Annotated in this window: 16 protein-coding genes; 12 read left to right on the top strand and 4 right to left on the bottom strand. The window is 44.7% G+C overall.

The features are described 5' to 3' along the window. Positions 1-387: 387 nt before the first annotated feature. From C0582_02355 to C0582_02340, 4 genes are all read left to right on the top strand, one after another. Complete coding sequence (locus C0582_02355) at positions 388-1002, top strand: ribonuclease D (protein PLX30052.1); 615 nt, start codon at positions 388-390, stop codon at positions 1000-1002. A 22-nt stretch (positions 1003-1024) separates the two neighbouring features. Next, positions 1025-1357 (top strand): 2Fe-2S ferredoxin, encoded by a 333-nt coding sequence (locus C0582_02350; GenBank protein ID PLX30051.1) that lies wholly within the window; start codon positions 1025-1027, stop codon positions 1355-1357. Positions 1358-1369: 12 nt separating this feature from the next. Then, complete coding sequence (gene iscX / locus C0582_02345) at positions 1370-1570, top strand: Fe-S assembly protein IscX (GenBank protein PLX30059.1); 201 nt, start codon at positions 1370-1372, stop codon at positions 1568-1570. Positions 1571-1824: 254 nt separating this feature from the next. Beyond that, entirely contained in the window at positions 1825-2886 is a 1062-nt protein-coding gene (locus tag C0582_02340) for a tRNA 2-thiouridine(34) synthase MnmA (protein PLX30058.1), read from the top strand. A gap of 496 nt (positions 2887-3382) precedes the next feature. Here the strand turns inward: C0582_02340 and C0582_02335 are convergent, their stop codons facing one another. The 3 genes from C0582_02335 to C0582_02325 are packed head-to-tail and all read right to left on the bottom strand — an operon-like array spanning position 3383 to position 5423. Beyond that, entirely contained in the window at positions 3383-4705 is a 1323-nt protein-coding gene (locus C0582_02335) for a hypothetical protein (protein PLX30050.1), read from the bottom strand. A 16-nt stretch (positions 4706-4721) separates the two neighbouring features. Continuing rightward, the gene (locus C0582_02330) at positions 4722-5024 is read right to left on the bottom strand and encodes a hypothetical protein (protein PLX30049.1); all 303 of its coding nucleotides are present in this window, start codon (positions 5022-5024) and stop codon (positions 4722-4724) included. A 33-nt stretch (positions 5025-5057) separates the two neighbouring features. Then, complete coding sequence (locus C0582_02325) at positions 5058-5423, bottom strand: hypothetical protein (GenBank protein PLX30048.1); 366 nt, start codon at positions 5421-5423, stop codon at positions 5058-5060. 132 nt (positions 5424-5555) lie between these two features. Here C0582_02325 and C0582_02320 point away from each other — a divergent pair, with 132 nt between their 5' ends. Next, positions 5556-5825: a hypothetical protein gene (locus C0582_02320; protein ID PLX30047.1), complete on the top strand. Its 270-nt coding sequence runs from the start codon at positions 5556-5558 to the stop codon at positions 5823-5825. Between the two features lie 220 nt (positions 5826-6045). Here C0582_02320 and C0582_02315 read toward each other — a convergent pair whose 3' ends face one another. Beyond that, the gene (locus C0582_02315; protein PLX30046.1) at positions 6046-6876 is read right to left on the bottom strand and encodes a hypothetical protein; all 831 of its coding nucleotides are present in this window, start codon (positions 6874-6876) and stop codon (positions 6046-6048) included. Positions 6877-7169: 293 nt separating this feature from the next. Here C0582_02315 and C0582_02310 point away from each other — a divergent pair, with 293 nt between their 5' ends. From C0582_02310 to C0582_02280, 7 genes are all read left to right on the top strand, one after another. After that, a complete protein-coding gene (locus tag C0582_02310; GenBank protein PLX30045.1) occupies positions 7170-8123 on the top strand; it encodes a glycerol-3-phosphate dehydrogenase in 954 nt (317 codons plus the stop codon). Then, a complete protein-coding gene (locus tag C0582_02305) occupies positions 8104-8949 on the top strand; it encodes a hypothetical protein (protein PLX30044.1) in 846 nt (281 codons plus the stop codon). Before C0582_02310 ends, C0582_02305 begins: the two co-directional genes overlap by 20 nt. 79 nt (positions 8950-9028) lie before the next feature. Next, complete coding sequence (locus C0582_02300; protein ID PLX30043.1) at positions 9029-10069, top strand: rod shape-determining protein; 1041 nt, start codon at positions 9029-9031, stop codon at positions 10067-10069. Positions 10070-10091: 22 nt separating this feature from the next. Beyond that, positions 10092-11012 (top strand): hypothetical protein, encoded by a 921-nt coding sequence (locus C0582_02295; protein ID PLX30042.1) that lies wholly within the window; start codon positions 10092-10094, stop codon positions 11010-11012. Continuing rightward, positions 10996-11487: a hypothetical protein gene (locus C0582_02290; protein PLX30041.1), complete on the top strand. Its 492-nt coding sequence runs from the start codon at positions 10996-10998 to the stop codon at positions 11485-11487. The genes C0582_02295 and C0582_02290 overlap by 17 nt, the downstream gene beginning before the upstream one ends. Further along, complete coding sequence (gene mrdA / locus C0582_02285) at positions 11480-13294, top strand: penicillin-binding protein 2 (protein ID PLX30040.1); 1815 nt, start codon at positions 11480-11482, stop codon at positions 13292-13294. The genes C0582_02290 and mrdA overlap by 8 nt, the downstream gene beginning before the upstream one ends. Continuing rightward, the gene (locus C0582_02280; protein ID PLX30039.1) at positions 13281-14381 is read left to right on the top strand and encodes a rod shape-determining protein RodA; all 1101 of its coding nucleotides are present in this window, start codon (positions 13281-13283) and stop codon (positions 14379-14381) included. The genes mrdA and C0582_02280 overlap by 14 nt, the downstream gene beginning before the upstream one ends. Positions 14382-14448 lie beyond the last annotated feature (67 nt).

Genomic DNA, 14448 nt, shown 5'->3' with positions numbered 1-14448 from the left:
TAGAGACGACAAGAGCTAGAATAAAACTGGCTAATAAGTGATTCATTTTTCCTCTTTAATCTGTATTTTAAGTAACGATATTTTCACTTCATATAAGAACAAGTTTTTTTTTCAAGGTGTATTTATTTTGAATTGCCCTTCCGCACGACCGCGAGGCGGTGGTTTTTATTTTTCTTCGTCATTGCGAGGAGGTCTTTAGGCCGACGTGGCAATCTCCTTCTTTATTCAGCAGATCCTCACGTCACTGCGTTCCTCAGGATGACGTGTATTTTTTGTCCTTGCGAAGCGGCATATCATGCCAACGTGGCAGTCTCCTTTCTGAACACCATCTGCAACACACTTGCCTGAGGCCGTCACGTTTGATAAACAATAGAAAAACGGATTGATATGACCATTTATCTACACGAGCACGATCTTCCGTCATCTTTTAATGCTGGCCCTGCCGTTGCCATCGATACAGAAGCCATGGGCCTTAACATCAAACGGGATCGTTTGTGTTTGGTGCAAGTGTCAACAGGGGATGGGACAGCGCATCTGGTTAAAGTTGCTGCTGATCCGAAACCAGCGCCGCATCTCACAAAAATACTCACCAACCCAGGCTGTGAAAAAATTTTTCATTATGCGCGGTTTGATGTTGCTCATCTAAAAAACACGTTTAAGTGCGAGATGCCCACTGTTTTTTGCACCAAGATTGCCTCCAAACTCGCCCGCACATATACGTCGCGGCACGGGCTCAAAGATTTGTGTCAAGAACTGCTCAATATCCAGTTGGATAAAGCCTGTCAAACCAGTAATTGGTCAGCGCCAACTCTCAGCGACAGTCAAAAAGCTTATGCCGCTCAAGATGTTTTATACCTCCATCAGCTCAGAGAAACCCTGGTCAACCGCCTGACAGAGCTCAATCGGCTCTCTCTGGCTAAAAAGCTATTTCACTCCGTTGATGCCCTGACCGATACAGAATTAGCTGGATTCTCATCCGAATTCGTATTATCACATGAATAATATTTTTTTTTGAGGAGTTGTTATGCCCCGTGTTATTTTTGTAACCCCAGATGATAAAAAAATTGAAGTTGATACACCAGCTGGCCTGTCATTGCTAGAAGTGGCCCATGCCAACAACGTCGATCTTGAAGGAGCCTGTGAAGGCAGCCTGGCGTGCTCCACTTGCCATGTGGTGGTTGACCCTGAATGGTACAAGAAACTTGATGAAGCCAGCGAAGATGAAGAAGACATGCTGGATCTTGCTTTTGGCCTGACCCACACCTCTCGTCTGGGCTGTCAGATTATCATCACCGATGAACTTGATGGTATTACCGTCCGCTTGCCTGAAGGCACCCGCAACATGCAATTGGATTAATAATCCATGCCCTTGAAATGGACCGATGTTACAGAGATGGCCATTCAACTAGAAGAAGCGCATCCCGATGCAGACATCGTTTACCTGAGGTTTACAGATCTATGGCAATGGGTCCAAGACCTTCCCGACTTCAAGGATGATCCGCAAAAGTCCAATGAGAAAATTCTCGAAAGCATCCAAGCCGCTTGGATTGAAGAGCGCGACGAACCCTAACCCCTTTTACCCCCCTATCAATTTGGGTTCAAAACAGGTCGATTTGTGTCAAAAAAGGGGTCATTTTGATCAAAAACCCGCCTGTTTGGGCTCGAATTTAACCTGTTTTTAACGAATTTTTCTTGAAAAAAACCACAAAGAACGCCACATATAGATCCATGGAAACCAATAATATAAACACTGAAATGCCCGCATCCAACCCAAAAGATCTTGGCTTTACCAAAAAACCGCACGAAACCCGTGTGGTGGTTGCCATGTCAGGGGGGGTTGATAGCTCCGTTGCTGCCGCTCTCATGGTTGAAGCAGGCTATGATGTTGTTGGCGTCACCATGCAGTTATATGACCATGGTCTGGCCTTACAAAAAAAAGGGACCTGCTGTGCTGGCCAAGACATCTACGATGCCTCAATAGTGGCGGATAAGATGGGTTTTCCACACTATGTTTTGGATTATGAATCCCGCTTTAAGCAAGATGTCATTGATGAGTTTGCCGATTCCTATCTCAAGGGGGAAACGCCCATCCCCTGTATCCGGTGCAATCAAACGGTTAAGTTTCGGGATCTCTACAAAACAGCCAAAGATTTAAACGCCGATGCCCTGATCACGGGTCATTATGTCCGCCGCCTTGAAGGCGTTGAGGGCGCCGAGCTTCATCAAGCCGTTGACCCCACCAAAGATCAGAGCTACTTCCTTTTCAGCACCACCCAAGATCAACTGGATTATTTGCGCTTTCCCTTAGGCGGTCAGGAAAAAGTTGAAACCCGTCAACTTGCTGAACGCTTCGGTTTAGAAGTGGCGGATAAGCCAGACAGCCAAGATATCTGCTTTGTGCCCAATGGCAACTATGCCAGTTTGGTCCGCAAGCTACGCCCAGAATCCATTGTTCCCGGCAACATTGTCCATCTGGATGGCACCGTTATGGGCACTCATCCGGGCATCATTGGCTTTACCATTGGTCAGCGTAAAGGTCTGGGCATTGGCGGCCGTAAAGAAGGTACGTCGCCGCTTTATGTGATTGATATTCGCCCTGAAACCCATGAAGTGGTCGTTGGCCCTCAAGAAGCGCTCGCCAAAAAGTCTCTTCCAATCAAGGAACTCAATTGGTTAGCGCCCTCATTAAAGCAGGGCAACCAACCTCTCTCGTGCACGGTTAAAATCAGATCAACGCATAAACCCGTTCCCGCCAAGATTGAATTGATCTCGGACCAGGAAGCCTGCATTTATTTTGAGACACCCGAATACGGCGTGGCCTCAGGTCAAGCAGCGGTGTGTTATGATGGCTCTCGCGTTCTGGGCGGCGGCTGGATTACAGGTTAATCAATCCTTGCAAAGCGCTTTTTGCCGCCTTTCTGAACGACTGTTCAGGAGATACCCATCATTGCCGCCCTCCTGATCCCTTACTTGGTTTTTGTCATTGCGAAGGAGTGAAACGACTGCGGCAATCTCCTTTCCCTAGATAGTTGTCATTGTGAGGCAGTGTTCTTTATTTTTTACTCGTCATTCTGAGCGACAGAATGGCGCGTAAGAATCTCCTTTTTAATTCATTAGATCCTCACGTCACTGCGTTCCTCAGGATGACGTGTGTTTTTTTCCCTTGCAGAGGCGGAGCGCCGCCCCCACTTGTCATTGCGAGGCGGAGCGCAGCCCCAACGTGGCAATCTCATCCTTATAATTGAGATCCTCACGTCGAAACGATGTTCCTCCTCAGGATGACGTATATTTTTTTCCCTTACAGAGGCGGGGGTTTTTATTTTTCTTCGTCATTGCGAGGAGGCCTTTAGGCCGACGTGGCAATCTCCTTCACGCACCCCTCTCAACTCACTGGGAGTGAATCAACCAAGTGTTTCAAATCCGCCGGAACATCAGGGCCGAACAGCCAAGTGCGCACACGGCCAAGCCAGCCTTTTTTCGATTGATCGCCTAACAGCTGCGCGCCTTCTTCAGAATCCAACAAGCCGTCAAACTCTTGCCCACCGGATCCACTATCAGAGCCACTGCTTGGACTCTCTGCCACCACAGCCCGCTGCGCTTCTGTCAACAATCCAGCTCGCAATCCGGTTTCTCCGGCGCTCTCATCAACGTCGGTACCCTCACTCAGCCCTGAACCCAGATCCATGGCCACATCACCCTTTTCAGCAACTGCCACATTGCTTGGCTCACTTCCATTGCTGCTAAATGAACTCTCGGCTATATCGGCGACTTGCGCTTCCTGTTCCTGGCCTTGGGCTTTTTCTAACAGCTCACTGAGTTGTTTGGTTTGGCCCGGATCCAACTCTCCAACACCATCATGGAACTGGATAATCATTTTCCGCAGGTCATCCCGGGCGGTGGTTAGGGGGTCTGTCCCGCGCCATCTCGCCAAGTTGGTAATAACATTTTGATAATGCCGGTCAAACTCCCCATGAAATCCAACCGCCCAATTCATCACACTCAGCATGATGAGTTGTTGTTTGTTTCTTTCGTAAATATTATAGGAAGTATAAAGCAATTCTCCTGCCATGCCCGCAACCGGAATCACCATCAGGTTACTGACCCCATAGGTCAAAATCCGTGTCAGCGCCCGCACGCCTTGCAGGTTTTTGTTATAGAATTCTGGTGATGACCGAAACTGATTCAGGTCGCGCCCACTCCAATCGGACCAAACCTTGCGGCCCAATTCCCGGCCACTCATCAAGCCAGTGCCGGCCAAATACAACCCCAAGGCCGATGAATAGGCCCAGGCATTGGGATCATTCAATCCTGGAGAATAAATATATTGATTAGCTGAAGAATCAAAACGATTATCTTCATCATAAGCAAAATAAGAACTAAATATCGCCCAAGGCAAAATCGTAAAGCCCAGGCTGCCGCCAATGGCTTCACAGACCTTAAGGGACATCGGTTTCTTTTGCGGTGCCCAAGGTGCTTCTGGATCTGTGCTGGACAGGCCGATCACCCTCAACAAACTTAACAGTTTAGCGTTTTGTTTTTCTTCATCGGTTTGCGGCGCCCGGAACAATTGACCAATCTGCTGTCGCAGCTGCATGATCCGCGCATCATCCATCTCCAACAACGCTTGGTAACTGTGCATTAATTGGTTTTGAAGGGTGCCGGCAATGTTTTTCTTCAGCAGGTTTTCTTCGAAATTCCGGTTCATCCGTTGCTGGATGCCATTATAATCGGTTGATAATACCCTGCCCACTGCTTAACTTATCCAGAAAATTGGTGAATACGTAACACCCAGCCAAGTAATATATCCCACCATCTACCGAATTACGCACTTTTGGAATACTGGAATTCCAAGAAACCCGGCCATAAACCACCAAATTGCTATACCCATCTTGGACTGAAAATCCAGCATTGCCCAGATAGGCAAGCGCCCGTAGTATTTCTTTTTTCGATCGGGGTTTTTCAAAACCACCCGCGGTTAAATCTTCAAATAGCTCATGCACCACTGCCGTTGCCGGGGCAAACACAGTACTGCCATAGGGGCAGAAAATGGATCAGCACTATCGCCAGTTTCTCCTTGAAGAACAAAAAAGCTTACGTTGGGACTGGCACCAAAGATTTTTGCCCAAAGCCATAGACGATGAAACACCAAGACCCAATGATACAATTTTTTTTACAATCGATAATTTTGTTTCTTCCTGAAACGTTGCCCGGCCAAAACCCATTGGCTGAGGCTGGCTGATCTCCATATCAGCCATTAACTTTAAGTAATTTTCTTGCTCAGCCTCAGTCAACCCCAGGGTCTCAGGCCCTCTAGACCCCTGAACCTCTGGGGCTTCACCGTCGCTTTCAGGATGTTGTGCAAAAACGTTCAGGCATATAAACAGGCCTAAAAAAGTAAATAAAATGGTTTTTTGTATATTCATTATTAAATCCAAAGTTATGTTATGTTAACTTCTTTCTTATCAGATCTCAGGTTTAACGATAGCTTAAATTCTCTTAGGGATAGAAAAAATGTCCGAAACATGTTAATTTGAAGAAAATGGAGGCTAAATAACATGAAGTATTTTATTTTTATTTTAACTATGTTTATAACAACTGTACATGCTGACAACTCAAATCAAACCAGTCCTGATCATTCTTCCTTTGCGTCAAAGCAAAAGCAAAGAACTCCAACCCCTGCTGTCAACACAGAGGCTGAAAAAAAGCTGAAAACAACACGGATCAACCCAATAATTCCTGCGATTGCCAAAACGCAAACAGTGAAGAAGCAGCTCAAGAAGCGTAAACCCGCTGATCCAGCGCCGGTAAATATCCGTCAGGCTTGATTAGGGGGGCACTCCTCTTTATCGCCCTTGCGCGAGGACGTTTATTTTTTTACGCGTCATTCTGAGCGACAGAATGGAGCGTGAGAATCCCCTTCCTGATTCATTAGATATCCTCACGTCGGAACGATGTTCCTCCTCAGGATGACCCTACTCTTCGTCATTGCGAAGGAGTGAAACGACGGCGGCAATCTCCTGCTATTTACCGTTCCTCAGGATTATTTCAGTTTTTAAGAATACAGCGGCGATAAAAAATCAGAAGCATCGCAGACATCAGTAATTCAGGCATCGCACCAAACGAACTTTTGATAAGAGCCAGAGCAATTCGATTATCAATGTGCAACAGAGTATTATGAATAAGGTAGCCTACCATTCCTGCAGCCGCAAAAAGAACCACAGTCGACAAATATAATTTCCCAAGCAAAACCGCGTGCTCCTTAGTAATGGACCAAGCATATTTTAATGTCGAAGGTTTGCTTGTAAATGCCAAAAAGTTCCCAAAAATAACCCTTAATAAAAACACACCAGAGGCCATGGCCAGAAAGACTTTAAATACAATACCCCATTGAAGCTGAATCTGGTGCCAGCTCTTAAAATAATCTACCCCCTGTTCAAGGAGATCTTCACCAAAACCATCAGGAGAAATTAAGGAGAGTGTATTAAAGTCATAGGACAACCAATGAAAAATAAAAAAAATAACTTCACCACACCCAAATATTTTCAAAAACCAAGCGCCCGCACGTCTGAAGCATCGGCCTAAAGACTGTTGTGTGTAGATCTCTGGCAAAAAGCGCTCAACCAATTTTTTGGGCATATAAAGAAACGAATATAAAAGAACCGGCACACTCAAGGCAATAGGCAGAAGTAACTCCCTCCACTCTGGGTCTAAAATTTCTGAGTTTAAAATTTCTGAGTTATAGAGAAGCTCATAGCCAGCTGACAGCAAAGCATAAGGAATACCCAGTATCAGAAAAAAACCGATATTTTGATAAAAAACCTGCACTGCATCACGAATGATCGATAGCGCTGTAATTTTTCTTTGATGAGGTGCCATAATATTCTCCTACACTTAAATGTTATCATGATCTTTTTATTAACAAAACGATAATATAGTTTATTTTGGAGAGCTTGGCAGACCGCCATTGCGATATGCATACATACTAAAATTCCTACACTACCTATGAGGTGATGTAGGAATTTAGATGGATCTTTTCAAGATGAGGGGTGGTGTTTTTTAATTCAGATTTTGCCCTCACGTCACTTCGTTCCTCAGGATGACCCGGTGATTTTTCACCCTTACACGAGAGCCCTCTTGATTTATTTCTTGATAAAAAATACAGTTGCCTCATGGAAAAATATCACATTGGTATTGTTGGCCATGGGGCCTGGGGCCGCGCTCTTGCAAAATGCGCCCACGAAGCGGGACATTTGGTTACTGCTTGGTCTCGTCAACACACAACCGCCTCAGATTATCAGCTCACCCAAAGCCTCACGGATCTGGCCCCGTGCGATATTTTGATTGTTGCCATCCCCTCAGCTGCCCTTAAAGACGTTTTGTCAGACATGCAGGCAGCCGCTCTTGCGCCTCCTCTTCTGATTAATGCCACCAAAGGGCTGGAGCAAAGCACGGGACATTTGTTGTCAACGCTGTATCAAGAAGCTTTTCCGCAGGCTGCGCGGGGTGTTTTATCGGGTCCAAACCTTGCCCATGAAATTTCTGCAGGTCTCAGTGCGGCGTCTTCTCTTTATTGCCCAACCGCCTTTTGGCCCAAACTCAAAACGCTTTTCAATCCCCTCTCTTTGCGCCTTTATCACTGTACCGATGAAATCGGCATCCAAATTGGCGGGGCCCTTAAAAACATCATCGCCATTGCAACGGGATATTGTCACGGCGCCAAGCTTGGCAAAAACATGGAAGCGTTGGTCATGACCCGCGGCCTGCATGAAATGGTTCGCCTGGGTGCGCGCCTGGGGGCCCAGGTTTCCACGTTTTCAGGTTTATCTGGTATGGGGGATACTATTTTGACCTGCTCAAGCCTTCAATCCCGCAACTTTCGCTTTGGTATGATGCTTTCTGAAGGCAGTACTGTCTCAGAGGCCTTGCATCAAATTGGCACCGTTGAAGGTGTTTCAACCGCCTCATCCTTGACAAAACTATTAAATCAGCACCCTGTTGATTTGCCCATTTGCCAAGCGGTGATTCAATTAATTCAAAACCAAAAAAAACCAGCCGATCTGATTCAAATGCTATTGGCACGCCCTCTTAAAAAAGAAACCGATCATGACACTTTGCCGCTATAACTCGCGATCCCTCATTGCCTTATCTGGCGCCGATGCTGCTCATGTTCTACAGGGCCTCATCACCCAGGATGTTCACGCGCTCGAAAAAAGCCCTCTGCTTTACACGGCATGGCTTAATGCTCAAGGACGATATCTTTTTGATTTTTTCTTATTTCTGATTGGGAATACCTATTATGCCGTCATCGAATCGGGTCGATCCGCCGAATTCATCAAAATGCTGAGCCTGTATAAACTTCGGAATCATGTTGATATTCAAGATCTCTCATCCTCATTCTCTGTTTTGATTGATACCGTTCCCTATTCACCAGACTGCCCTTTGGACACTTTTTTTAAAGCGCACGATCCCCGTTATCCCAGTCTTGGAACGATTATTGTGGTACCAGAAAAGGTCTCTGTTCAAAACCTGCACGATGAAATTCATTTTCAAAACCATCGATATGTCCTCGGCATTGCAGAGGGTAGTCAAGAACTGAGCGTTCAAAAAAGCGTCATTATTGAATATCATTTTGATGCAATGACCGCTCTGAGTTGGACAAAAGGGTGCTACATGGGTCAAGAGCTGATGGCCCGCACCAAACATCGGGGTGGCATTCACAAAGAGTGCATGGGCTTTACCTTTAACGCCCCACCGCAGGAAATAGGAACGGCTCTATACATCATTGAAACCAAAATTGGGGCTCTCCTCTGCCATACGCAAACCCATGGCCTTGGCCTGGTGCGTCATGAATATAAAGACCTTTTGCGGGCAAATCAGTTCCATGTCCAGGATGACAAAGGCAACGGTCTGCAATTGATCCCTTCACCCCTCAGTCATTTTTTCAAATGACCGGGGAAGAATATAGTTCCCAACGCCGATGAAATTGGGTATAAAAGGACAGTTAAATAAATCTTTTCGGATCTTAAGTATGTTCTTCAACAAAATCACTAAAATTTTTTCAGCCGACATGGCCATCGACCTTGGAACAGCCTTCACGCTTGTATATGTCCGGGGTAAAGGAATCGTTCTTAATGAATCCTCTGTTGTTGCCATGGCCACCATTGATGGCAAAAACAAAGTGCTTGCTGTTGGAAATGAAGCCAAGCAAATGGTTGGCCGGACGCCTGGAAACATTCGGGCCATTCGCCCGTTGAAAGATGGGGTGATCGCTGACTTTGATGTCACGGAAGCCATGATTAAGCACTTTATTCAAAAGGTGCATCGCAATAGCTTATTTGCCCGTCCTCAAATTGTCATCTGTGTGCCTTCAGGGTCAACAACGGTTGAACGTCGTGCGATTCAGGAATCAGCTGAAAGTGCCGGGGGTCGTCGGGTTTTCTTGATTGAAGAGTCCATGGCTGCTGCCATTGGTGCGGGCTTGCCTGTCACTGAGCCCACCGGATCGATGATCGTTGATATTGGCGGTGGTACCACAGAAATCGCTGTTATCTCCCTTGGCGGCATTGTGCACTCGCGCTCTGCCCGTATTGGAGGAGACAAAATGGATGATGCGATCATCAACTATATTCGGCGCAAATACAACTTGCTCATCGGTGAGGCAACGGCTGAAAAAATCAAAAAAGAAATCGGCTCTGCCTCAATGAAGTCAAAAGAAAATAAAAAAATGTCTGTTAAGGGCCGTGACTTGGTCGCTGGGGTTCCCAAAGAAATTACCATCACAACACACAATATTGCTGAAAGCCTGAGTGAAACCGTTTCTGCCATCATAGATTCGGTCAAAGTAGCTCTTGAAGAAACAGCACCAGAGCTCTCTGCCGATATTGTTGATAAAGGAATTATGCTAACCGGTGGGGGCGCGCTCCTACGTGATTTAGATCAAGTCCTCCGGGATGCAACAGGCCTACCGGTTTCAATTGCTGAAGATCCTTTATTATGCGTCGCTCTGGGAACAGGGCAAGCTCTAGAACAAATGAGCGTTCTTAATAACGTATTGATTAAACAGCTGTAAATGAAAACCCCATGAGCAGTGGATGTCTAAAAAAAGACTTTTCTCAAAACCTGCCTCATCTTCCTCAGGCACCTTTGATAAACAGTTAAAAGAGTCTTCTTCTATTCTTTTTCTCTTTTCCTATCGTAAGGCTTTGAAAAAGTCTTTCATTGTCCTAACTCTGTTGGTGTTTTCATGCTTGCTATTAGATCTGATTAAGCCAAAGATGTGGATCCATCTTAAAGATTACACCCAGGAACGCTTGCAGAGGCTGATCGCCCCTGCTCTATCCGTCATGCGTAAAGCTGAGCATACCTTTTCCTTCCGGCTTCCTATAGAAACACAAAACGATATCAAAGAACATGTGAATAAAATAGAGGCCTTACAATCCAAGATTCAACAACTCGAGATAGACATAGAGGAACTCAATCATCTCAAAGGGTATCAAGACAACGCGGCACTCAGCAAGGATGCCATCACAGCTAAAATCATTGGATTTCCTGGCCAGCCTTTTAAGCAAAGCATTCTTCTCGATAAAGGCACAGAGGACAATATCAATATCAACGATCCTCTGGTTTATCATGGCACGGTTATTGGCCGCATCATTAAAACATCCCCCCACTTTAGCTATGGACTGTTATTATCAGACCCTAGCTCCAAACTGCCCATTATCATGGATGAATCAAAACAAAAAGGAATCGCTTCGGGTATGGGGAATAATCGGATCAAAATACGCTATATCCAATCCCAAGATGATTTAGAGCCGGGCATGACCCTCAGCACAAGCGGTAAAGGGGGTGTCTATCCTCCACGCCTAAACATTGGCCGTATTGAAAGCATCAAGCCAGATTACGTCATCGCCAGGCTTAGAATCAATCCACGCAACATCCTTTTTATATCCATTGTGCGGACAGCAGAAATCCACAAGCGTCTTTTTAAGGATGAAGATGCCTCTTCAACCTAAAACAAAACAAAGCAATCATCTTTATTTGCGCCTAGAGATCCTCTTGTTTGCGCTCACCTCGATATTTTTAGACATTCTATTCAATGGCTTCTTTTTAATGCCTTTTTTTAGTTATGGGTTTGTGTTTTATCTTGTTTTGTCGGACCTTAAATATGAATGGGTTCTCTACAGCCTTGTATTTGGTATTAGCCTTGGCCTCTCTCAAAATTTGCCTCTGGGCTATTATTTAACAAGTATATTGGTATGCTGTGGCCTTTCTCATATCGTCAGTGTATGGATGAAAAAAACGCGGTTTCAAAAAGTATGGATTGCCTACGCCCTGATCGTTAGCGCCATCTATCTCTTCCAGTTTTTAGGAGGACTTTTCTTTCTCAAAACTGTGATGCCCACGCATTTCATCCTGAAATATATTTTAACTTGGACCATCTTTCCCCTTCAGATGCATATTTTTCAAAAGGGGACAACACATGGCTAAAGGGTCGATTGAGTCTTTTTCAACACGCGTTGTTGTTTTAATCGGTTTAATGTCTCTCTGTTTTATGGTTTTAGCTGTCCGGCTTTATTATCTGCAGGTGTACAAAAGGGATCACTATACAATGCTTTCGGATAAGAATCGCATTCAGACAACGCCAATCAAGCCCCAAAGGGGTAAAATACTGGATCGTCATGGCGCCGTTCTTGCTTTAAACAAACCTAAATATCACGCTGTTCTTGATCGGCGCAAAAATAAAAACCTCTCCGAAACTCTAGAAAAAATCAGTCAACTGATTACGCTCTCAGAAGAAGAGAGTGAAGCCCTCATAGAAAAAGCCGATAAAATTCCAAAATATATTCCCCTTGAAATCAAAAGAAACTTGTCATGGGAAGAACTATCCATTCTTGAAATCAATAGTTTTACGATCCCTGGGCTCGAGGTTATCAAAAGTGATGAGCGGTTTTACCCCCATAATAAATCTCTCAGCCATGTTCTCGGATATGTGAGCAAGCCCAATCAAGAGGAAGTTTCTAAAAATATTCTTCTTTCTGTTCCCGGGGTGGTCATTGGAAAAAGTGGTATTGAACGCTCCTATGACGAAGATCTGCGCGGAGATTTTGGCCAATTAGAAACAGAAAACAATGCCCTTGGTCAAAAAATTCGCACTCTCTCCAAAGAGCCATCTCTTCCTGGAGAGGATATCTCTCTTACAATAGACCTTCCTTTACAAAATCATATTTATGATGTGCTCAAAGACTATAAAAGTGCCGCTGCCATCGTCATGGATGTTCATACCGGAGAGATTCTTGCCCTTGTTTCAATCCCTGGCTTTGATCCCAATGTGTTTACAAAAGGGATTTCATCAAAAGACTGGCAAGAACTTCTGAGAGAAGAAAGTCATCCTCTCGTTAATAAAGTTATTTCAGGCTTATATAGTCCAGGGTCTCTCATTAAAGTCTTCATTGCGTATGCTCTCCTGAAAAACCCACATATTGGATCCACGTATAAAGTAGGGTGTGATGGTAAATACCCTGTAGGATCACACACTTTTCACTGCTGGAACAAAGGTGGCCACGGATCAACAAATTTACTCAAAGCCATTGTCCAGTCTTGTGATATCTTTTTTTATAAAGCAACTCAACTTTTAGGGATCGACAAACTTATTCAAACCCTCTCTGATTTTAAATTTGGGCACTTAATAGGCATTGATCTAGATCCCGAAAAATCTGGTCTACTGCCCTCTCCTGAGTGGAAAAGAAAACTGTATCAACAGCCGTGGTGGCTCGGGGATACCATCAACTTATCCATTGGTCAAGGAGCGCTTCTTGCAACCCCACTTCAATGGGTTTATGCTATCTCAATGATTGCCAATGGTGGTCATGATATTCAACCTCATCTCAGAAAAAGTGATACTATTGCGCCACAGCACACAAAAATCACAGAAGATAACACTCAATTTTTACAAAAAGCACTCGATCAAACCGTCAATAGCTCAAGCGGAACGGGTCGACGTGCTCGACTTAATATCGCAGATTTTCGTATCGCCGGCAAAACATCAACCAGCCAAGTCAAGCGAATCACGTTAAAAGAGCGTCAGCAGGGGATTCGCTCTGTCAATGATACACCTTGGCACCTTAGAGATAATGCAATTTTCACTGGCTACGCCCCCGCTCACAACCCCAAATATGCCCTTGCTCTCATCATTGAACATGGCGGTTGGGGGGGGCGCACCACTGGACCTGTGGTCAAAAATATTTTTCAATACATCTATCACAACCTATATAAGAAGAGTCATGTTATTTCATAACTTAAAAAAAATGAATAAAACCCTTCTTGTTTTAATGTTGGCCTTTGTTGGTCTTGGCCTTGCCTTATTATACGATGCAGCCGGCGGCGATGTATCACCTTGGGCACAAAATCAATTGATCCGATTTTTAATTGGCATCGGGATTTTTTTAATAATCGTTTATAGCCCGATTCAGTTCTGGATCAAATATGCCTATAGCCTCTACTGCATCGCGATTTTATTGCTGTTATCAGTCCTCGTGATGGGACATATAGGGATGGGGGCGCAACGATGGCTAAGAATAGGCCCCATTAATATTCAACCTTCAGAGATCATGCGGGTTTCTCTCATTTTATCTTTGGCGTGCTATTTTCATCGTCGGACCCATGAAGAAATTCAAAAACTATCAACACTCTTCGTTCCCCTGTTAATGATTTTAATACCCGCAGCCCTTGTCGCTAAACAACCTGATTTGGGGACTGCCATCATGATTGTTGCCAGTGGTGTTCTGATGCTTTTTATTGCCGGGGTGCCAAAGCGAGTCTTTATCATTTCTGGCGGTGCTATTCTGGCCCTCATCCCGGTTGCTTGGAATTTTTTACATACCTATCAAAAAAAGCGCGTTCTCACATTTTTAAACCCTGAACGAGATCCCTTTGGAGCCGGCTATCATATTATGCAATCAAAAATAGCTCTGGGGTCAGGGGGAATTTTTGGCAAAGGGTTTATGGCTGGCACACAAAGTCATCTCAATTTCTTGCCAGAAAAACAAACCGACTTTATTTTCACGCTCTTTGCTGAAGAGTTTGGATTTGTTGGGAGTTTGGTGCTCCTTTCTGGGTATTTCATGCTGATTATTACAGGTATTTATGTTGGCCTTCGCTGTCAGAGCTCATTTTGTCGACTAATGGCGGTGGGCCTGAGTGGAACTATTTTCTTATATGTTTTTATTAACATTGCCATGGTTATTGGGTTATTACCCGTTGTTGGCGTTCCTCTTCCTTTTATATCTTATGGGGGGACAGCCATGTGGACACTTCTCATTTCCCTCGGGTTTATTATCAATGCTGATATAAACAAGGATCAAAGGCTACAGCGCTACTATTGAAATAATTCTCACTATATAAGAATTGTTATTATTTTTCTAATTGATTACATCTTGCTATGTTGTGGGG

Source organism: Alphaproteobacteria bacterium (assembly GCA_002869105.1).
GTDB lineage: Bacteria > Pseudomonadota > Alphaproteobacteria > UBA7879 > UBA7879 > UBA7879.
This window is presented reverse-complemented; position numbering and strand designations above follow the sequence as displayed.